Here is a 20,612-nt window from a genome sequence, read left to right as displayed (position 1 = left end):
CACCTTCCACCCTCCAGCGCGTTCCACAAGTCCAGCCTCAGCCGCGGTGAAAAGGACGCCTCACGCCTCCACGTCCGCGCGCTTCGTGGCAAAGGAACCAAGCCGCTCGCGAATAAGACGGGCTAGACCGCATGCCTGAGGTAGGGCGACCCGTTTCACAGTATGCAGGTTATCGAGGGTCGCGCTGGATGTCCCGGCGCCGAGCCTTGCGGTGGAGACGGACCCAGGGACGAGCATGACAGCTACGTCGGTTTGATGTTCACAAAGAGACGATCTCGGTCGCTCTGGCAGTTGGAAGCAGGCGCGGAGACGTTCGCGAACACGGACAGATATCGAATGCGCCTGCGGCCCTGAGGCGACTTTGAGCAAGCTCTCTCTGCCGGGAGCCGTGCTCCGGTTCTGGTATGAGTCCCGACCGTGTGCTACGGCATTCAGCGGCAACTGACCGCGGCGGGGCACGGCTGTCTGGTGGTCGCGCCGTCGCTGATCCCTCGCAAGCCGGAGACCGGATCAAGACGGACCGTCGGAACGCCATCAATCCGGCGAAGCTGCATCCCGCCAGCAGCTCTCCGGATTTCTGTTGCATTCCACAATCGTCCCGCCTGGACGCAAATGCATCGCGGCTGGCTGGCTGGGCTACGCTTCGAGCAGCCCGCCCCCACATCGTCCTGGAAGACTGTATGTCAACGATCAGAGCCGCGGCGGCCCGTCGTGATCGGCTGACGGCACAGATCGAGACCATGCTCGAGGAGTGGGTGTTGGCGCCGATGGTCCACGCTCTGCACGCGCTTCGAGGAATGGCCCTTGTGACGGCCCCGACCGTGATCGCGGAACTCGGCGACGTCACGCGCTTTGAGAACCGCCGGCAGCTCTTGGCCTATCTCGGTCTGGTCCCCTTGGAACATTCCAGCGGTGGAACTAGGCGTCAGGGCGGCGTAACGAAAGCAGGCAACGCCCGGCGAACGCTGGTCGTGGCGCCTGGAGCTATCGGTTCCCTGCAAGGATCAGCCGTGAACAGTTGCTCCGACAAGAGGGGTTGCCCAAGCTGATCCGCACGTGCGGCCGATCAGAGCCGGCAGCCGGCCACATCGTGGCTACGGCGATCGCTCGCGAACTGGCCGGCTTCGTCTGGGCTATTGCGACCTGAACTTCGCTGGTGGCATACCGCCCGCCCTTCGGAACCATCTGGTTCCTACAGCCTGCTCACGCCGGCTTCGAGCGCAGCATCTTCCAGCCCCGTCGCAATTGCCGGCCAGAATCTATTCTGTCCATCGCTCCCGCCACCGGCGGCCGTGGCGCTCGTCCAGACCGCGCCGATCGCCGCTTTCCAATGCTCATCGCGAGCCCGTGGCGGAGGCCGGCGTCGAGCCCTCGGTGGGAAGCGCCGGCGAAACCTGCGACAAGGGCCTCGCCGAGACGATCAACGGTGTCTACAAGCCTGAGGTGATCCATCGACGCGGACCATGGCGCTCGTTCGAGGCCCCGAGTTCGCGACGCTGGAATGGGTCGACTGGTTCACCGATCGCCGGCTGCTGGAGCCCATCGGCAACGTCCCGCCGGCCGAAGCCGAGGAACGCGATTTAGCACATGAGCGCGTTTGTTGATGTCATCGGTTGTAAGATGATCCGGCGCACCCTCTCGGGATAGGCGAATGCTACGACGCATTGCAGGTGGCTCCCCCCAGCCCTGGGTCATGGGCAGACATTGCTAACCTCAGTTGCCGGCGTCGTTCCCTCACTCGTTGTGCCTCCAATTCGCCATTGCTCTAATCTCAGGCGTTCTATTTGGCAATTGGCATTCTCATCGCGTGGCCAGCAACTCGCCAATAATCCTTACGGTCAATCCAGTGGTTGCAACATTTTATTAACATAAATTTACGATACATTCACGAACGCAAATCACTGAGACTGTTAAGTTAAATGCAGACGGACTTTAGTGACGGCCGATTCCGCTCTGAAATCGGTACAATTATTCAGCAATCAACGTTTGAGGCAAGATCCATGGCAATAAGAACTATCATAATGATTGAAAGTGCAAGTAATACCCTGCGATACGCTCAAGCGGCCCGGCGTCTTGCTCTTCACTCAATTGTCCTATCGGCTGATCCTTCCAGGTACGAGGATCTTGCAGCGGAAGAGGGTGCAGCCATTCGGGTAGATACAGACGATCTTGATGCGCTGATCCGCGAATGTTCCCGGTTACGTGAGACCTATGATATTGCTGGCATTACGTCTGCCAATGAGTCGGCTTATGCGACAGTTGGCACGCTATGCCGGCATTTCGATCTACCGGGACCAAATCCCTCATCGATTGAGCAGTGTTGCGACAAATTCACTCAACGCCAGCTCCTCACAGAAGCCGGCGTTCCGGTGCCTGCTTATCGCCTGGCAGCGACCGCGATGGATATAGAAAGCGCTGCCGCAGAAATCGGCCTGCCGGTGGTCGTCAAGCCAGCGGTAGGTACTGGCAGCGTCGGTGTCCGATTGTGCCGCAGCCGCAATGAGTTGTCCGAACATATGGCTTATCTATTGGGCGAGAGCCACATTTGGCGGTCCTCGCCAAGGATATTGGTCGAAGAATTCGCACAGGGCCCGCAGTATTGCGCTGAGATGATGGGCAATGATCTCGTTTGGATCGGCTCCGGTGATTACGGCCCACCACCGCACTTCGTCTACCATGAGTGGAGCTATCCGGCGCTGCTGACCGATGACGAGCAAAAACGTATCGCCGATGCTTCGCTGAGCTGTTTGGCAGCTCTTGGACTTGGCTGGGGTCCCACAAACATTGAACTCCGTTGGACGAAGAGTGGCCCGGTCGTTATCGAAGTAAATCCGCGACTTGCGGGATCGCCTACTCCACAACTGGTCGAACTGGCTTACGGTATCGATCTGATCACCGAGCACATTAAGCTTGTTATCGGCGATGAATGCAATTTACGCAAAAGGCATTCCCACTCTGCGGCCGCGCGGTTCCTAGTTGCAGATCGCGATGGCATCCTCGATTGGATCGATGGTGACCAAGCTGCTAATATACCGGGTGTAACCGAAGTCAAATTCTTTGTTAAGCCAAAGACGCTGATCACCAGGAAAGGCGATTGTCGAGACTGCATGGGATATATCATCGCTGCTTCAGCCACCCGTACTCAGACCGACGCAATACTTCAACGTGCCATCGACTTGATTGATTGGTCCATTACACCATTTCCGACATATGGAGAATAAGAACAATGTACCTGTCGGTGTCGGTGCTGCTGAGCCAGGTACGAGATGATCGTTGCCAAAGATCCATTCAATAAGAGAATGAGAGAGATATTGCAGAAATGGCCAATGCATTGGATCGAATTGACCGGAAGATACTCAACGCCGTGCAGAGAAACAACCGTCTTACTACAAAAGAACTTGCCCGAATTGCTGGCCAGTCAGCCCACGCTTGTCAGCGGCGCTTAAAACGACTTCGTGATGCCGGTGTCATTGAGGCTGACGTAGCCATAATTTCGCCGGAAGCCGTCGGCCGGCCAATGCTCATGCTGGTGTATATCAGTGTCCAGCGTGATCGCTCAGATATCATTGATCGTTTCAAGCGAGCCATTCGACGGACGCCCGAGATTATGAACGCATATTATGTGACAGGTATAGCAGATTTCGTTCTTATGATCTCCGTACGCGGGATGGAGGAGTACGAGGCATTCGCTCGTCGCTTTTTTTACGAGAATGCCGACATCAAAGAATTTAGCACAATGGTCGTCATGGATCGCACTAAGGTACCCTTTGCTGTGCCAGTTGGCGAGTAGGGTTATGCTAACCAGGCGGTTCCCTCGAATGCCAGCAGGAGGGTCGCACCAAGGAAACGTAGCAGAAGGTGAGCGTCGCCCGCGCGGGTGCCCGAATCGATGTGGCCACGGAGACCAGACCAGTTCGTCAGGAGTGATCAATCGCTGCTATGACCTGATCACGTCTTCGGGTTCAGGCCGTAGCGGGCGGCAAGGGACCGGGTGCTCTCTTGCGACGCTTGGAACTCGGCTCGAAGACACGGCGTCGTGGGACTGTCAGGAATTCCGTGTGCGGGCGCTGCCGTGAAGAACACTTGCCATAGCGCATCCTCCTCCTGCCGACTCACGATCAATGGTACACCATCACATTCCGGGACTACACACCTAACTCGGTCACTGGACTGGTCACCCTGCCAGGCTCGCGCGCGATTTGACAAGGAGCTACTCCATCATCCTGATCACCGATGAACTGCGCTCCCTGCTACTCGCCAATGGCGTTACCGAGCACCGAAATCGACCACGTCCCGGTCGTCAAACTGTTCGATCCGCCCGGGTCCGCGAATTCTCACCGACCTCAACAGCGACATACTATCACCGGACGAGGTTCGCACGGCGGCTGGTGGCAATCGCGACGCCGTTGCCAGTAGCGTCTCCGCTCGCTTGCTGGCGCTTCCGGCGACGATGTCTTGCACTTTTCATGATCCTCACGGCGAACGTTTCACTATGCTTCCTACACCACGCTAATGCTGTCGCGAACGATTGACAGACCACGGCGCAGGTCAGCCTCAGCAATGGTGAGGGCAGTTAAGAAACTGAGCACTTCAGCCCGCCCGCCGCAGGTCTCGATCACCAAGCCGCGACGCAGGGCCTCCCGAGAGACTTGGACCGCCAATGAAGGGTGCTTTTGTGATACAAGCCCGTACATCAATCCGCGGCCCCGTACACTCAAGCCAAGGTTGGGGAAATCGTTCGCGATTGATTTGAGTTCTTCAGCCAACATCGTGGACTTGCTAGCGATTTCGTCCTCAAACTTGGTATCTGCCCAGTAGGTCTCCAGAGCGGCTCGAGCAGTAACGAAAGCAAGGTTGTTGCCCCTGAACGTACCACTATGCGCGCCAGGGGACCAAACATCCAGTTCAGGCTTCAGAAGAACGAGGGACATCGGCGTTCCAACCGCCGACAAGGACTTCGACAGAGTGACGATGTCAGGTACGATCTTAGCCTCTTCAAAACTGAAAAACTTTCCCGTGCGGCCCACACCCGCCTTAATGTCATCGACGATCATCAAGATCTCGTGTCTTGCGGTCAGCTCACGCAGCCGTTGCAGCCATTGGAAACTGGCAGGATTGATGCCTCCTTCGCCTTGGACTGCCTCCAGAATCACTGCGGAAGGTTTATCGAGTCCACTACTAGGATCGTTGAGCAGCTTCTCAAAGTAGTCAATCGTGTCCACCGTAGGGCCGAGATAACCATCGTATGGCAATGACGTCACGTGCGCGAGGGGAGAGCCTGCGGCAGTCCGGTACTTCTTGTTTCCAGTCGCAGCCAACGATCCAGCGCTAACGCCATGGAACGCATTGGTAAATGCGACGATATTCGCCCTACCGGTCACTAGGCGCGCCAGCTTTAGCGCCGCCTCGACCGCGTTCGTACCAGTGGGACCCGTGAACTGCAATTTGTAAGTTAGACCACGCGGCCTCAGAATATACCGCTCAAACGCCTCGATAAAAGCCTTCTTGGCGGTGGTGGCAAGGTCGAGCCCGTGCACGATTCCGTCACGCTCGATGTAATCCAGCAACGGTTGCCTAAAGGACGGGTTGTTGTGACCGTAATTGAGGGCCCCTGACCCTGCGAAGAAGTCAAGATATTCTCGACCGTCTGCATCTATGAGGGTAGTGCCAACCGCGCGATCGAATAGGATCGGAAACGAGCGGATGTAGCCACGCACCTCGGATTCAAGGCGCTCGAAAATTGCGAGGCTTCCGTCGCTCGAAGGCGAAAAGTTCTTGTTCATGGTTGAAATCTCTTCGTTCATGGAGACGAACTCTCTCGAATTTGCAGCCTCCGGCGGGGGCGGCGTTGCATGGTGCCCGCTCGGCGAATCTGGCGGGCCTCCGTCGCGCTCCGCAAGCCCGCAGCCGAGATCGTGTTTGTGAGCGCTGGCGGAACCGGCACGGTCGAAATCTAAGCGCGGGCCATAATACTCAGGATGCGCCTTCGTTGAGTTAAAGATTTAGAATTTTCTGCAACAGTCATATTTCTCGCGAGCTAAAGGTACTTCAAATTCGCTGAGAGGAACGGCCATGTCCCATTCGGCCGCAAGGCCTTGCCGGAAAACCTGCCGCGCGAGCGTGTCGAGTATGACCTTCCCGACGCCCAGAAGGCTTGTCGTTGCTGCCGTCACCAGATGCATCGCATGGTCGAGACCGTTACCGAGCAACTTCATATCGAGGTGAAGGCGAAGGTCCTGCAGAATGTGCGGTTCAAATATGCTTGCCGTCATTGCGACCGCACCGGGATCAACACGCCGGTCGTGATCGTGCCGATGCCCACGCAACCTTTGCCGGGCAGCATCGCTACGGCCTCGACTCGGGCATTCGCGCTCGTTCATAAGTATGTCGACGGCACACCGCTCTACCGCCTGGCGCAGGCATTCGAGCGCGCCGGCGTTCCCTGTCAGCCGAGGCGCTCTGGGCCATTGGGTGATCGGCTCGAGCGAAAAAAAATCTCTCCAGCATCTATGACGCGCTGAAGCTGCGGCTCAGATCGCAGCCCCTCATCCATGGTGACGAGACCACGGTCCAGAGGTGCTGAAGGAAATGGACAGAGAGGCCGCCAGCACGTCATATATGTGGGCTTACCGGAGCAGCGAGAACAGTGACGAGCCGATCGTGCTGCTCGCTTATCAGCCGGGCCGCGGCCAGATACACCCGCAGGCCTTCCTCGGCGATTACCGCGGCATAGTAATGAGCGACGGCTATTCCGCCTGGCGCACGCTGGAAGGGGCAACGCATCTTGGATGCATGGCCCATTCGAGGCGGCGCTTCGTCGATGCCCTCAAAGCGAGAACGGGCCGCCGGAACAGGCGCTCCGGTTCTTCGAACAGCTCTACCGGGTTGAAAGGCAGGCGCGGGACGGATACCGGAGAAGGGTGAAACACAGGCCGAATGCATTCGCCGCTTCCGCCAGCAACATAGTGTCCCCATCCTCCATGCTCTCAAGGTATGGCTCGATGAAATCGCCCAAAGGTCTTGCCTGACAGCAAGCTCGGCGACGCCGTGTCCTACACACTGAACCCAGTGGGACCATCTGACGCGTTACACCGGGGACGGCAGCATGCCGATCGACAACAATCTTCTGGAGCGCGACATCAGGATTTTTGCAACTGGCAGGAAGAGTTGGTTGTTCAGCGATACCGTCGACGGAGCCAAGGCGGCCAGCGCCATCGTCTACAGCTCGTGCTGACCTGCCGCGCCTGTGGCGTCGAGCCGTTAGCGCCACGTCCTCACTGAACTGCCTCAGCGCCCCGAGAACGTAGCTATCGACGATCTCCTGCCCTTCAACTTCCTCAAAGCCGCCGCAGCCCGACCCGACGCGTCGTCTGAAAGCGACGATCAGTTGTTGCAGCGGCCGTCAACGTGGGGGAAATGAGCGCCTACCGCAAAGCCACCAGATTTGGCAGTTTCTAAAAAGCGTCAACGCACTATTTTCAAAGTCCTGTCAGCGACCAACGGATACAAATCACCCGCCACGGAACGGCTACCAAGCTGAGATTCGTACGCTCTGGCGGCCTTCTGACTGCCAGAGCGGGTCGGTCCCTAGCTCGCGCGCTGCCTCAAGATGTGTGGGTCTCGCAAGCGCAATGGCAATAAGGCAACTGGATAGGAGCTGCTCATGACAACTCAGGTAGGGTCGGTCCCCGCGGAAATTGCAATAGTGCCTGCAATCAGCGAGACTGATGCACGAATTGAGCGCCGGCTCTGCGAGCTCGCAACTTGCGATTCGGCCGCTATCTGGGGTGCTCAAGACGAACTTTCCAGCGCCATTGCAGAGGCGGGCATGCACTTTGAGGGGCGGGCGTATCCCGTATGTCTCCGGCCCCTTGCAATAGATTGCGATCTGGAAAACCGCCTCGGCGCTATCGTTGAGGGTGTGGTCAAGATCCTTGATGTCGCCGCTGAGCTGTATTGTTGCAATGAAGAGGTACAGGATCTGTTCCCAGCCTACAAACATTTGTGGCATTGGATTACTCCTCTGCCAAAAAATCGGCCGATTGTTAGGATATGCCGACTGGACGGCCTGTTCGGCAGCGATGGATACTATAAGATAATTGAAACGAATGCTGAAGGGCCGGGCGGCGTTATTCAGAACGGCCTCGCCGCAAATGTCTGGAGCCGTATACCTAATCCATTGGCACAGGGCTTGGCACTTGACGTGAGTAAGCAGCCTTTCGCGAAAGATCCGAACTGCTTTGTTCGGGAACTGGTGTCTGCCTATCGCGCTGCAACTGGTTGCGAGCTCGCAACCGCCGCCGTAGTCAATTTTCGCGGCCGTTATACCAACGAAGTAGATTGGATTGTGGGCGGTCTAAGAGACGCCGGCGTCAAAGCAGCATTGCTGGACATAACTGCGATGAAGAGAACACCTCATGGGTTATTCGGTCCGGACGGTGAGCGCATTGAGCTTATTTATAATAAACTCGATGTCAGAGAAATATACAAATATAGTGAATGCAAAGATTACTTAGACGCGTGTGCAGCTCAAGAAGTTGTCTCAATAAACTCTTGGATCTCCCAGTGGATATTATCTGATAAGGCGATCCTTGCTGTACTCAGCGATGATCGTTTCAGTTCGAGCTTCAACGCCGAGCAGGTGGAGCTTATTGCACGCCACATTCCTTGGACCCGTCTTGTTAGAGCGGGAGTAACAACCAACCCCGAACGGCGCCGGATCGAGCTTATCGGTTACATCCGGGAGAATAAGGCGAATCTTGTTCTGAAGCCCTCTAATGCGACGCGTGGCGAGCATGTCTTGGTTGGGTGCCTCACACCCTCAGAGGTGTGGGAGGATCACATTGAACGGGCCGCCCGCAACCCATACGTCGTTCAAGAGTACGTCAGGCCCGGAGAGGTGATGGCTCTGCACCCACCAACCCGCTTGATCAAGAAAATGGCGTATGGAATTGATTGTTATGTGTTCGGTGGCCGCCTAGCAGGCTTTCAGTCGCGCGCAAGTTTCGATGCGGTGATGAACGTTGGGCGGAGCGGGATTTTAATGCCCGTCGCTATCGCTGGTGCATGAACAGATGGTGCCGATCCGTTTTTGTTAGCCGGACCTGGATATGTGGCGGCGTGCGCCAGAAGCCTGCCATTCGATTGTGCTGGTGAGCTTGGCTGCCACATAATTTCTGGCCACTTTCACCTCGATCGCCGCACGAACGGCGATCGAGCACGCACGCCGAACGCTTGTCGACCCGTGCGAAAGCCGGATTCGCATCGGTCGTCATCGCAGCCTTGCTTGGTTTCGATCGTCGAGGCATTGAAAGCCACCGAACGCAACCTGGGTCTCGACCCGCAATGGATCCGCAAAGTCCCCTTCTACTGAGAGGCGGTGCGCAACCAGTATGCTGCCTTCGAAAGCGACCTCAAGGGACCGGCTCCAGAAGTCTACCTGCACGAATTCACCAAATTCAAGGGACAGGCCCGCTCGGTCGGGCTTGAGACACGCTGGCACAAGGTGGCGCCATCACGACGTCAACCTGATATTCGGCAACATCGTCAAGGTGACGCCGTCGTCCAAGGTCGTCGGCGACATGGGCATTGATGATGGTCAGCCAGGATCTGACGGTTGCCGATGTCGAAAATCCGGCCAGGGATGCCGCCTTTCCGGATTCGATCGTCTCGATGCTGCGCGGCGATCTCGGCCAGTCGCCCGGCGGTTGCCCGACAGCGCTGCAAAAAGGGCGATGAAGATGATGAAGATGAGACGACGCTGCATGCGGAGCGCGACGGGACAATTGCCGAAGTGCTGGTCAAAGCGGCGACCAGATCGGTGCCAAGGATCTGCGGCTGATCTATAATCTCCGGGATGTAGCTGGCCATGTGTACCACGTCGAGTTTTTTTCAGAATGCTTTCGAAGGAGAGGGAGGCCTGCTCCTCAACATGAAAGTCATCGATGGGCCGCCCCAGAAGCTAATTTGCAGGACTGATGGTATGCAACGCCGCCACTTTGGCACGATCGTGCCGGGAAGGGGCGTCCACCCCATCTGTCCCCATTTCTCTAATGCTGTCGAGGCTATACAAAAGAGCCTTCGAACACCTCATTCTTCCCGACGGCCTTGCCGGACCCGTTGGTGCCTACAATTGGACCTACGCTGCCCGTTGCGGCATTTGGGTGCGCATGTACAGCTTCGCCATCTCAAAACCAGATGACCGCGATACACAGACTGAATTTGACGTACGCTCGGCTGCACTTGAACATCGATTGGACGATGAGACAGCCAAAAAAGGGGGAAATGGAAGATGACAATCTCTCGACGCGACCTCATTAAGGTAGGCTTGGCCGCTGGAGCGGCTTTGTCGATTCCTTCAGTCCTGCGGGCAGGAACAGAGCCAACCGCTGCGCGGACGGTGCGGATGGTTATGGGTATGCCCAGCGTCTTCGATCCGATCGTTTCTACCGCTTACTCAAGCGGCAATCATGGCTTGGCGATTTACGACACGCTGTTTGCGCTTGATTCCAAGTTGATGCCTCAGCCGCAAATGGTAGGGAAATGGGGCGTTTCCGATGACAAGAAGAAATATACGCTTGAGCTCCGGGATGGCTTGGGCTGGCACGACGGCACTCCCGTCACTGCAGCGGACTGTGTCGCATCGATCCGTCGCTGGGGCCAGGTGGATCCCGGCGGACAATTAATCATGGCGCGGGCGAGCGACATCTCGAAAATCGACGACAAAACCTTCACGATCGCACTCAAGGAGCCCCTGGGGACTCTGCTCGACATCCTGGGCAAAGCGTCTACCCCGTGCCTGTTCATCATGCGCGAGAAGGATGCAGATCACCCAGCCACCGAGGAAGTAAACGCGAACATTGGATCTGGGCCGTTCAAGTTCAACGATGCTCTTGCCAAGCCGGGCGCGAGCTTCACCTACGATCGCAACGAACAATACGTACCACGCAGCGAAGCGTCAGACGGATTCTCCGGCGGGAAGGTCGTGAACGTCGATCGCGTCATCTGGGATAATATTGCCGATCAGCAGACTGCCTTTTCTGCCTTGCAGTCGGGCGAGGTCGATTTCCTCTCAAGCCCACCTGCCGATCTTTACCCAGCGATCGAGAGCGATTCCAACCTTGAACTCCAGGTCCTGAACAAGGCGGGCAATGTATATTTCATGCGCATGAACTGTCTGCAGAAGCCGTTCGACAACGTAAAGGCGCGCCAGGCGATGCTTTACCTGATCGATCAGGAGGCATTCATGCGTACCACCTTTCCCCCAGAATACATCAGCACTGTTACTTCGGTATTCGGCAACCATACGCCCTATTCCAACGACGAAAACACGGGGTGGTACAAGAAAGGTGGCGACCCGGAAAAGGCCAAGCAGCTCTTCAAGGAGGCGGGATACGCCGGCGAGAAGGTCATCCTTCTCCAAGCGACGAGCGATCCGTTTGACAACAATGCCATGCAGTTACTGGCGGCCACGCTGCGCAAGATTGGGGTCAATGCCGAGCTTGCGCCGAGCGACAGCGCCGGATTTTCCGCCCGCTTAAGGAACAAGGGCCCCGTTGAGAACGGCGGCTGGAGCATATTCGAGACGTACGAGTCCGATTACGAGCGCAGCGATGCAGGCGGCAACCCCACTCTAAGCGCGAATGGCGAAGAGGGTTGGTTGGGCTGGCCGAAGAGCGATGAATATGAGGCTCTTCGCGCCAAATGGGCGGTTGTCGAAACGCTCGAAGAACGCAAGGCACTGGCCCGCAAGATGCAACAGGAATATTGGAATTTCGTTGGCACCGTTCTTCTGGGTTCAGTTGTCTCGCCAATCGCGCGTCGCAAAGCGCTGACCGGCCTCATTGGCATGCCGGGGCTCACCCCGATGTGGAACATGCAGAAGGCCTGAGCACAATGGCCACTTACATCCTGCGCAGGATGGTATCGACCATCGCGGTCATGGCGATCGTCGGGATTTTCGTCTTTCTGCTTCTCAGGCTGGCGCCTGGTGACCCGGCAACCATCATCGCCGGCAATAAGGGCACGCCAGAGATGATCGCCGCTATTCGCGAACAACTGGGACTAGACCAACCGCTGCCCGTTCAGTTCGTACATTGGGCGCTCAGCGTCCTCGGCGGCGATCTCGGGACTTCAATTTTGACGGGTCGACCCGTTTCCGAACTGATCTCGCAGCGGCTGGAACCGACACTTTCCATTTCGATCTTGACGATGATCCTTTCGGTCACGGTCGGGGTCTCTTTCGGCATCCTTGCCGCGTGGCGAACTGGCGGTCTTGTTGATCGCATCCTGACGGCATTCGCTACGCTTGGTTTTTCTGTCCCGGTATTTGTCGTCGGCTTCTTTCTCATATACGTGCTCGCCATCAGTGCACGCTGGCTGCCGGTCCAGGGATATGTGTCGATCGATGGCGGCCTCGGGCCTTGGTTTGTGCATCTCATCCTTCCCACCGTGACTTTAGGTCTTGGCTACATCGCCTTCATCGCCCGGGTTACGCGGGCGAGCATGCTCGAGGTCTTGTCGGAAGACTATATGCGAACGGCCGCCGCCAAGGGCGCGTCGTCCTATGCCATGCTTTTTCATCATGCCTTAAAGAATGCCGGCGTCCCGATCCTGACCGTGATCGGCATAAGCTTCGCCTATCTGATCGGCGGGGTCGTCCTCACGGAAACGGTATTCAACATCCCCGGTATCGGTCGCCTGGTCGTCGATGCGGTCAACAACCGCGACTATCCGATCATTCAAGGTGTGCTCATCCTGACTTCGGGTCTGTACGTCCTTATCAATCTCACGGTCGATCTGGCGTACACCTTGATCGATCCCCGTATACGGTATTGATATGACGATTTTGTCCGCACCAGTTGAATACGTCCCTACAGGCCGCCTGCGAATATCTGACCTTCCCCGTCTGGCAAGGCGTCATCCGCTGGTCATGATCGGCGGCGGCCTGTTGGCGCTCCTGATCATTCTGTCGCTCGCTGCCCCACTTTACGCCGGCGATCCGGTGAACATGGATCCGTTCAAGCGCCTCCAGCGGCCGTCAGCTGAGATGTGGTTCGGAAGCGACAATCTAGGCCGGGATGTGTTTGCGCGAACGATCTTCGGCGCCCGCATCTCCCTCGTGGTCGGGCTGCTGTCGGCAGCGAGCGCCGCCGTTGTCGGGCTCCTGATTGGTGTCATCGCAGGTTACAGCCGCAGCTTCGACAACGTCGTCATGCGGGTTATGGACGGCCTGATGTCGATCCCGACGATCTTGCTGGCTATTGCGCTCATCTCTCTAACAGGACCGGGAATCGGCATCCTCATCGTCGCCATCGCGATCCCCGAGACGCCAGCCGTCGCGCGGCTTGTTCGTTCGGTGGTTCTGGGGGTTCGCGAGCGTCCCTATGTGGAGGCCGCGCTTTGCGGCGGTGCGCGACTGCCCAAGGTGCTGTGGCGGCATATCCTGCCGAGTACCATTCCTGCGCTGATGGTCCAGGGCGCTACTGTCTGCGCCAGCGCGATCCTGACGGAGGCGGGGCTGAGCTTCCTCGGCGTGGGCGTGCCACCCGAGATCCCCAGCTGGGGCAACATGATCGCCAGTTCGCGCCTATATCTCGCCATCGCGCCATTGACGATCTTCGCGCCCGGGATCTGCCTTGCCGTCATGGTCCTTGCCGTCAACCTACTCGGGGACGGCCTGCGCGACCTATTCGATCCCCGCGCCAACCGGAGGCGCTGACATGCAGATGCACCAAGCCGCGGGAAACGACGTGCTTCTCGACGTTCGAGACCTTGAGACACACTTTTACGGCGAAGAAAGCGTCACCCGTGCCCTGGGCGGCATCAGCTTCCAGGTGAAAAAAGGCGAGACCCTCGGCGTCGTCGGCGAATCCGGATGCGGAAAGAGCGTTACCGCTCTCTCCATCCTTCGCCTGCTGCCGAAGCTGAGCGCCAAGACCGTCGGCGGCGAGATCCGTTTTCGCGGACGCGACCTCCTAGAACTGTCTGATCCCGAGATGCGAAAGATTCGCGGCGACCAGATCGCCATGATCTTCCAGGAGCCGATGACGAGCCTGAACCCGGTCTATACGGTCGGCCACCAGATCGCCGAGGCGGTGCAGATCCATACAAAAGCGTCCCGCTCGGTGGCCATGGCAAAGGCCGAAGAGATGCTCCGGGTCGTGCGCATCGCGGATCCCGAGCGTCGCGTCAATAATTATCCCCACGAAATGTCGGGTGGCATGCGCCAGCGCGCCATGATCGCCATGGCGCTGGCCTGCTCGCCGGAACTGTTGATCGCCGACGAGCCAACGACTGCGCTTGACGTTACTATCCAGGCGCAGATCCTGCGGCTCATCATCGATCTGAAAGAGCGCACGGGAACGGCCGTGATGTTCATCACGCATGATCTTGGCGTTGTGGCCGAGACATGCCAAGGCGTGATCGTGATGTACGCTGGCCGGATCGTTGAGCAGGCGAACGTGATAGATCTGTTTGCGCGTCCGGCGCATCCCTACACTCAGGGCCTGATGCGATCGGTGCCTGATCCGCGGCGCGGCCGTCAGCACCGCCTTCCGGAAATCCCCGGCATCGTGCCAAGTCTGCGCGAGCCCATTATGGGCTGCAGCTTCGCGCCTCGCTGCCCGTTCGCGATCGATATTTGCCGCGAGAAGACGCCCGCCCTGCGTGATGTCGGCTCGAGCCACGCCGCGGCGTGCTGGCGCGCCGAAGAGGTCATGGGCACATGAACGGTCCTTTGCTGAAAGTCGAGAATCTGACCAAGCACTACCCGCTTGGCTCGGGGATCTTCAAGAAAAGCGTTCCGGTGATCCGGGCGGTGGAAGATGTATCCTTTTCCGTCGAGGCGGGCGAGACGCTTTGCATCGTCGGTGAATCCGGTTGCGGCAAGTCCACCGTGGCGCGGCTCTTGATGCGGCTCGTGCAGCCAACGAGCGGGCGCGTGATGATCGACGGGACCGACATTGCGGGCCTCAAGAAGGACGCCCTCCACGCGTGGCGCCGTCGGATGCAGATGGTCTTTCAGGACCCTTACTCGTCGCTAAATCCGCGCCTCAAGGCCGGGCAAATTATTACGGAGCCTGTGGAGAACTTTGAACGTCTCGGCCGGAAGCAGCGCAACGCGCTTGCCGCTGACCTTCTCCGAAAAGTCGGCATGTCGCCCGAGATGATGCATAGGCTGCCGTCCGAATTGTCGGGCGGTCAGCGCCAGCGGCTGGGCATTGCACGCGCCCTGTCGCTCAACCCCTCGCTCATCATCGCCGACGAGGCGGTGTCAGCCCTCGATGTCTCCGTGCAGGCGCAGATCTTAAATCTGCTTCTGGATCTCCAGCAGCAGATGGGCATCGCCTTCGTCTTCATCTCACATGACCTTGGCGTCGTGGAGCACATCGCCCATCGGATCGCGGTTATGTATTTGGGCCGCATCGTAGAACTCGCCCCATGCGAGGCGCTCTTCGCCAAGCCAGTCCATCCCTACACCGAGGCGCTGATCGCGGCCGCTCCGGTGCCGGATCCGACGCGCGTTCGGCTGGAGGCGCCCGTGGAGGGCGAGGTGCCGAGCCCCATCAATCCGCCAAAAGGATGCGCATTCCACCCTCGCTGCCCGCTTGCGATCGAGCGTTGCCGCATCGAAGTGCCGCCCCTAGTGCCGATCCCAGACGGGCGCGTCGTGGCCTGTCATGTACGCGCTCCGGCCGCAGAATTCCGGGATCAGCCTGCTGCTGTGGCCAATTCGTCGCTCAGTCGTGCGGTATAGCCTCACACCCTTCACCCAATCGAACATCTCATTCGTACAGCTGACACGAGCGCCGAACATCGCGTTGAGCACGGCAAGAAGATGAGATGAAACGAACAGATTTGAAAGCAAATTCAGCCTATGGAGAACCGTATGGAAAAGCATTCACCCGACAACAGCTGTCATTCGGACGAACCGGCGAGCTATGATACCGTCGGTTCGATTGCAACAAACGTTGCGGACGGCTTCACGATGGTAGCAGTTGGCGACCTCATCCTGTCGCGGCCGCTTGCCAAAGGTCACCATCCCGGCTTCGGAGACATCGTCAAGGTCCTCCATGAGGCCGATGTCACGTTTGGCAACATGGAAATGAACATCTTCGATATCCGATCCTTCAAAGGAAGTCCGCAGGCTGAGTATGGCGGTGCGTTTCACGTCAGCCTTCCTGAGGTCGGACCTGATCTGAAGGCGATGGGGTTCAATCTGATGAGTCGCGCAAACAACCATACGCTTGACTGGGGGCTTGAAGGCATGCGCGAGACGAGCCAAGTGCTTGATCAGAGCGGGATCATCCATGCAGGGGCGGGTGAAAATCTCGCACAAGCCGGCGCCGGTCGCTTTTTGGAAACCGCACGCGGTCGCGTGGCGTTGGTGTCGTTTGCTACATCCTTCACGCCTATGTCTCGGGCTGGCGATCCGGCCGGCGAGGCGCCAGGCAGACCCGGACTCAACGCCCTTCGTTTGGCGCAAAGCATCGTGGTCCCGCCCGAGAAGCTCGATAGCTTGAGGCAGATACGCGATACGCTGCCCGACTCCCGCCCTGGTGGTCGATCGGCGCCGCCTGCAGTCTCTGGGGCCACGGCCGAGAGGCCCGAGGACCCTAACAATCCAAACCGGGTCGTGGTCGCTGGAATGACGTTCACAGCAGGCGACAAGGCTGGTTACAGCTACGAGGCCGACCCGCGCGACGTCGCCGACATTGTTCGGAACGTTCGTCGGGGCAAGCAGTTCTCCGACTTCTGCATCGTCACGAATCACTGTCACCAGCCCGGGAATTGGAGCGAGGAGACGCCTGATTACGAACAATCGTTTGCGCATCGACTGATTGATGCGGGAGCGGACGCTTATGTCGGACACGGACCCCACAAGTTGCGCGGCATCGAGATCTATAGGGGCCGGCCCATTTTTTATAGCCTGGCCAATTTCTTTTATGACGACCACCGGACGCCTGTAGGGGCTGACATGTTCGCCGCCTACGGGAAGGACCCACGGGTTGACACGGATGCCGAGGTGACCGTCGCGGAGGAGGCAAAGGGATTTGACGATCCGGTCTTCTATGAAAGCATTGTCACCGTCAGCCGCTTTGAAAAAAACCAGCTTGCTGAATTGCGGCTCTATCCCATTGAGCTCGGATACTTGAAGAGGTTTGCCAACCGTGGTGTCCCGCGGCTCGCCCCTCCACCGCAAGCGAAATCCATTCTGGAACGCCTGCAGAAGCTGTCGAAGCCATTTGGGACCGAGATCGCCATCGAGAACGACGTTGGAATCATCAGACTACGGCCTAGCTCCCCGCAATGACGAGCTCAGATGCGTGATTAGCGGCTTGAAGAAGGCTCGGTTGCGCGCCGAGGGAACGCGACGACCGACTGGCGGAAGCAGCTCCGGAGCTGTCGGTTGGCGATACCAGCAGGCATAAGGATAGGTATGGGTGCCCGACTGGTGCCCAGGTCGCTCGTCACGCGCTCCTGCGAGGATCGGCTTTCAAGATGCGGCGCGCCGGCCGGCCCGTCGATTCATGGCGCTCGCGCGCTGCTCGTTGCAACTGGGCGAATGAGTGTCAACTGCATGTCGTTAGCATGCTTGCGGCAGCGGCCTGCCAGCTGCGAACACCCTCTGCTTCTGACTTCTCCACCTTCTTTAGGTTACCTTCGGCACCCGAGCATAAGCGCCGAAGTCAGCGCACTGCTCGTCGCGATGCTCTCCGGTATTGGCTCGCGACCACTTGGTGCTGACCGACGGGCACCCGATCGCGGTCGCACGTTGGGAGAAGCCGCCGGGAAAGCGACCGTTCTGCCTACGTGCGGCGCGGCAATCAACGTGAGAGCGCAGCGTCAATCAGGATGAGAATGCCGGCGGATTGGAACGCAGGGAGGGCGTAGCCCGACCGGAGTTTCAATCCGCCGGCGGCGCGTTCCTTTTCGGGAGCGTTCGTCTGGTGATCACGGTCGACCGGGTATGCCGGTGGTTTTTCCTGTTGGGGAGGAATCGCTTTGTGCCCGGCCGCCACGTAACCGATCACCATATGAGGCTTTTCATGAAGTTCCGGCAGACCAATACGACGGCCGTCGCGGCGGCGAAGGCGTCGATCAGTATCGCCACGGCCTATCGCATCGAGAAGGATTCGAGACTGCCGTCACAAAAGAAGGCGCCGCGGCAACGGCGCCGTGCCGACCCTCTCGCCGATATTTTCGAAGCCGAGGTCGCGCCCATGCTGAGGGCAGCTCCGGGCATTCGGGCGATCGCCATCTTCGACGAGATGATCCGGCGTCATCCCGAGCTTGGAGCCGGCATTCGCCGCACGATCGAGCGTCGCGTCCGAGCCTGGCGCGCCGTCCATGGCGAGGAACAGGAGGTCATCTTCCGGCAGGTTCACGTACCCGGGCGCATGGGATTGTCGGATTTCACCGACATGGCAGCCGCCGGCGTCACGATCGCGGGCCAGCCACTCGATCACCGGCTCTACCATTTCCGGCTCGCCTATTCCGGCTTCGAGCATGCGCATGTCGTGCTCGGTGGCGAGAGTTTCGTCGCTCTGGCGGAAGGCCTGCAGAACGCGCTGTGGTCGCTCGGCGGGGCTCCCCGCGAGCATCGCAGCGACAGCCTGTCGGCGGCGTTCCGCAACCTGGACAAGGACGCCCGGGAGGACCTGACGCGCCGCTACGACGAACTGTGCGGCCACTACGGCATGACCCCTTCCCGCAACAATCGCGGCATCGCGCATGAGAACGGCTCCGTCGAAGGCCCGCACGGCCATCTCAAGCGGGCGATCAATGACGCGCTGCTGATGCGGGGATCGAGCGATTTCGACGACCTGGCAGCCTACCGTCGCTTTGTCGACGAGATCGTCAGCCGCGTGAATGCTCGCAACTCCAAGCGCATCGACATCGAGCGGGCCGAACTCCAGGAACTGCCCGTCCGGCGCACTTCCGACTACGAGGAGGTCACCGTGCGCATAACGTCATCGGGCGGGTTCACGCTGCGCAAGGTGTTCTACACCGTGCCCTCACGCCTGATCGGCCACCGCCTCAGAGTGCGGCTCTTCGATGATCGGCTGGATATCTTCATCGGCGGCACGCAGCTCATGACGCTGCCGCGCGGGCGCGCCTCTTCAAACGGCAAGCACGACCAGGTCGTCAATTATCGGCATGTCATCCATTCGCTGCGCCGCAAGCCGATGGCGCTGCTCAACCTCGTCTATCGTGACCAGCTCTTCCCCCGCGAGGCCTACCGGCGAACCTTCGACGTGCTCATAGAGCGACTGCCTGAGCGGCAGGCCTGCCGCACCATGGTCGAGCTTCTCGCCATGGCGCACGAGCGCGGCTGCGAGAGCGAACTGGCTGATCAACTGACCGCCTCGCTACAGGCACGGCGATTGCCCAATATGGCTGCTTTGCGGGAACGGTTCGCGCCGGATCCCGCCCGGCTGCCGAGTGTCGTCGTGCGTCTTGCTCCGCTCAACGCCTATGAAGCCCTGCTTGGCGCCAACCTGACAGGAGATGCGGCATGAAGACGAACCCCGCTGTCGATTCCGCCAGGCTGGGCTTGCTCCTCAACGAACTGCGCCTGCCGGCCATCAAGGTTATGTGGCCGCAGTTTGCCGAACGGGCCGACAAGGAAGGCTGGCCGGCCGCTCGCTTCCTGGCTGCGATCATTGAACATGAACTGGCTGAGCGCGACCGGCGACGTATCGAACGCCATCTCGCCGAGGCGCGCCTCCTGCCGGGCAAGACCCTCGACACATTCGAGTTCGAAGCCGTTCCGATGATCTCCAAGGCCCAGGTGATGGCCATCACCGCCGGCGACAGCTGGCTCGAGAAGGGAGCGAACCTGCTTCTGTTTGGCCCGCCCGGCGGCGGAAAGAGCCATCTCGCCTCGGCCATCGGACTTGCCCTTATCGAGACCGGATGGCGGGTCATGTTCACCCGCACCACTGATCTCGTCCAGAAGCTTCAGGTCGCGCGCCGCGAACTCGGCCTCGAGGCCGCGATCAACCGGCTCGATCGCTTCCACCTGCTGATCCTCGACGACCTCGCCTATGTCACCAAGGACCAGGCCGAAACGAGCGTGCTGTTCGAGCTCATCAGCGCCCGCTACGAGCGGCGTTCCCTGCTGATCACCGCCAATCAGCCCTTCGGCGAATGGGGAAAGGTCTTCCCCGATCCAGCCATGACGCTCGCCGCGGTGGATCGCCTCGTCCATCACGCCACAATCTTCGAGCTGAATGTCGAGAGCTATCGGCGGCGCGAGGCCATCGAGCGAAAGCGGGGGCCAGGCAGGCCGGCGTCATATGCGACGCCCGCAAACGTCGCTCCTGATTGACGCGCCGCGACAATCAAACCGATAAAACCTCTTGCGCGCGACAATCAATGCCGAGATTATCACCATCGCCGCGACACCAGATTCTCATCCAGATTGTCGCGCGCTTCTCTCCCAGATTGTCGCGCTATAGCCTACGGCCATTACGACGTGCAGCCGGCTGACCCGATCGACAAATGGCTCTCGCCGCCCCTTTGAGCCGACTATCTGTGACGGGCGCCTTACGCACCGGCGGAACGGCCCTTCTACGAGCGCTTCTGCTTCCGCCCGACGCTGACCA

Annotated in this window: 13 protein-coding genes and 5 pseudogenes; 15 read left to right on the top strand and 3 right to left on the bottom strand. The window is 59.1% G+C overall.

The window, feature by feature from the left end:
* Positions 1 to 171 precede the first annotated feature (171 nt).
* Positions 172 to 1,147: pseudogene (locus tag JG746_RS32010) on the top strand (IS110 family transposase).
* Here JG746_RS32010 and JG746_RS37890 read toward each other — a convergent pair.
* Positions 1,140 to 1,338 (bottom strand): annotated as a pseudogene (locus JG746_RS37890) (IS30 family transposase); the annotation flags it as partial. The pseudogenes JG746_RS32010 and JG746_RS37890 sit on opposite strands and share 8 nt — an antisense overlap.
* A 3-nt stretch (positions 1,339 to 1,341) precedes the next feature.
* Here JG746_RS37890 and JG746_RS32005 point away from each other — a divergent pair.
* The 3 genes and pseudogenes from JG746_RS32005 to JG746_RS31995 form a co-directional block, all read left to right on the top strand.
* Positions 1,342 to 1,604, top strand: a pseudogene (locus tag JG746_RS32005) (IS3 family transposase); the annotation flags it as partial.
* Positions 1,605 to 2,000: 396 nt separating this feature from the next.
* Entirely contained in the window at positions 2,001 to 3,221 is a 1,221-nt protein-coding gene (locus JG746_RS32000) for an ATP-grasp domain-containing protein (protein ID WP_202324177.1), read from the top strand.
* 98 nt (positions 3,222 to 3,319) lie between these two features.
* Entirely contained in the window at positions 3,320 to 3,790 is a 471-nt protein-coding gene (locus JG746_RS31995; protein WP_202324175.1) for an Lrp/AsnC family transcriptional regulator, read from the top strand.
* A 709-nt stretch (positions 3,791 to 4,499) separates the two neighbouring features.
* On the opposite strand, the gene ectB is transcribed toward JG746_RS31995, so the two are convergent.
* On the bottom strand, positions 4,500 to 5,783 hold the full coding sequence (gene ectB / locus JG746_RS31990) for a diaminobutyrate--2-oxoglutarate transaminase (protein ID WP_202327580.1): 1,284 nt from the start codon (positions 5,781 to 5,783) through the stop codon (positions 4,500 to 4,502).
* 300 nt (positions 5,784 to 6,083) lie between these two features.
* On the opposite strand from ectB, the pseudogene tnpC reads away from it, so the two are divergent.
* The 9 genes and pseudogenes from tnpC to JG746_RS31945 form a co-directional block, all read left to right on the top strand.
* Positions 6,084 to 7,420, top strand: a pseudogene (tnpC, locus tag JG746_RS31985) (IS66 family transposase); the annotation flags it as partial.
* Positions 7,421 to 7,663: 243 nt separating this feature from the next.
* A complete protein-coding gene (locus tag JG746_RS31980) occupies positions 7,664 to 9,070 on the top strand; it encodes a hypothetical protein (protein WP_202324172.1) in 1,407 nt (468 codons plus the stop codon).
* A 198-nt stretch (positions 9,071 to 9,268) separates the two neighbouring features.
* Positions 9,269 to 9,729 (top strand): annotated as a pseudogene (locus JG746_RS31975) (pyruvate carboxylase); the annotation flags it as partial.
* A gap of 562 nt (positions 9,730 to 10,291) precedes the next feature.
* Positions 10,292 to 11,890, top strand: a complete 1,599-nt coding sequence (locus tag JG746_RS31970) for an ABC transporter substrate-binding protein (RefSeq protein ID WP_202324170.1) — start codon at positions 10,292 to 10,294, stop codon at positions 11,888 to 11,890.
* A gap of 5 nt (positions 11,891 to 11,895) precedes the next feature.
* Complete coding sequence (locus JG746_RS31965) at positions 11,896 to 12,837, top strand: ABC transporter permease (RefSeq protein WP_202324167.1); 942 nt, start codon at positions 11,896 to 11,898, stop codon at positions 12,835 to 12,837.
* Between the two features lies 1 nt (position 12,838).
* Positions 12,839 to 13,720 carry an ABC transporter permease gene (locus tag JG746_RS31960; RefSeq protein WP_202324164.1) on the top strand — a complete coding sequence of 294 codons (882 nt, stop codon included), beginning with the start codon at positions 12,839 to 12,841 and terminating at the stop codon, positions 13,718 to 13,720.
* Between the two features lies 1 nt (position 13,721).
* On the top strand, positions 13,722 to 14,729 hold the full coding sequence (locus JG746_RS31955; protein ID WP_202324160.1) for an ABC transporter ATP-binding protein: 1,008 nt from the start codon (positions 13,722 to 13,724) through the stop codon (positions 14,727 to 14,729).
* Positions 14,726 to 15,757 (top strand): ABC transporter ATP-binding protein, encoded by a 1,032-nt coding sequence (locus JG746_RS31950; RefSeq protein ID WP_202324158.1) that lies wholly within the window; start codon positions 14,726 to 14,728, stop codon positions 15,755 to 15,757. Before JG746_RS31955 ends, JG746_RS31950 begins: the two co-directional genes overlap by 4 nt.
* Positions 15,758 to 15,889: 132 nt before the next feature.
* Positions 15,890 to 17,314 (top strand): CapA family protein, encoded by a 1,425-nt coding sequence (locus JG746_RS31945; RefSeq protein WP_202324156.1) that lies wholly within the window; start codon positions 15,890 to 15,892, stop codon positions 17,312 to 17,314.
* A gap of 514 nt (positions 17,315 to 17,828) precedes the next feature.
* Here JG746_RS31945 and JG746_RS31940 read toward each other — a convergent pair.
* Positions 17,829 to 18,038: a hypothetical protein gene (locus tag JG746_RS31940; protein WP_202296250.1), complete on the bottom strand. Its 210-nt coding sequence runs from the start codon at positions 18,036 to 18,038 to the stop codon at positions 17,829 to 17,831.
* Here JG746_RS31940 and istA point away from each other — a divergent pair.
* Both istA and istB read left to right on the top strand, forming a co-directional pair.
* Positions 18,009 to 19,523, top strand: coding sequence for an IS21 family transposase (gene istA, locus JG746_RS31935; RefSeq protein WP_010913869.1), 1,515 nt, complete (start codon positions 18,009 to 18,011; stop codon positions 19,521 to 19,523). The two genes, JG746_RS31940 and istA, sit on opposite strands and share 30 nt — an antisense overlap.
* On the top strand, positions 19,520 to 20,335 hold the full coding sequence (gene istB, locus JG746_RS31930; protein ID WP_202324153.1) for an IS21-like element helper ATPase IstB: 816 nt from the start codon (positions 19,520 to 19,522) through the stop codon (positions 20,333 to 20,335). Before istA ends, istB begins: the two co-directional genes overlap by 4 nt.
* The last annotated feature ends 277 nt before the right edge of the window (positions 20,336 to 20,612 follow it).

It is taken from the genome of Mesorhizobium sp. 113-3-3 (assembly GCF_016756495.1).
Taxonomy (GTDB): domain Bacteria; phylum Pseudomonadota; class Alphaproteobacteria; order Rhizobiales; family Rhizobiaceae; genus Mesorhizobium.
The sequence above is the reverse complement of the archived record's forward strand: the minus strand, read 5'-3'. Positions and strand labels throughout refer to the sequence as shown.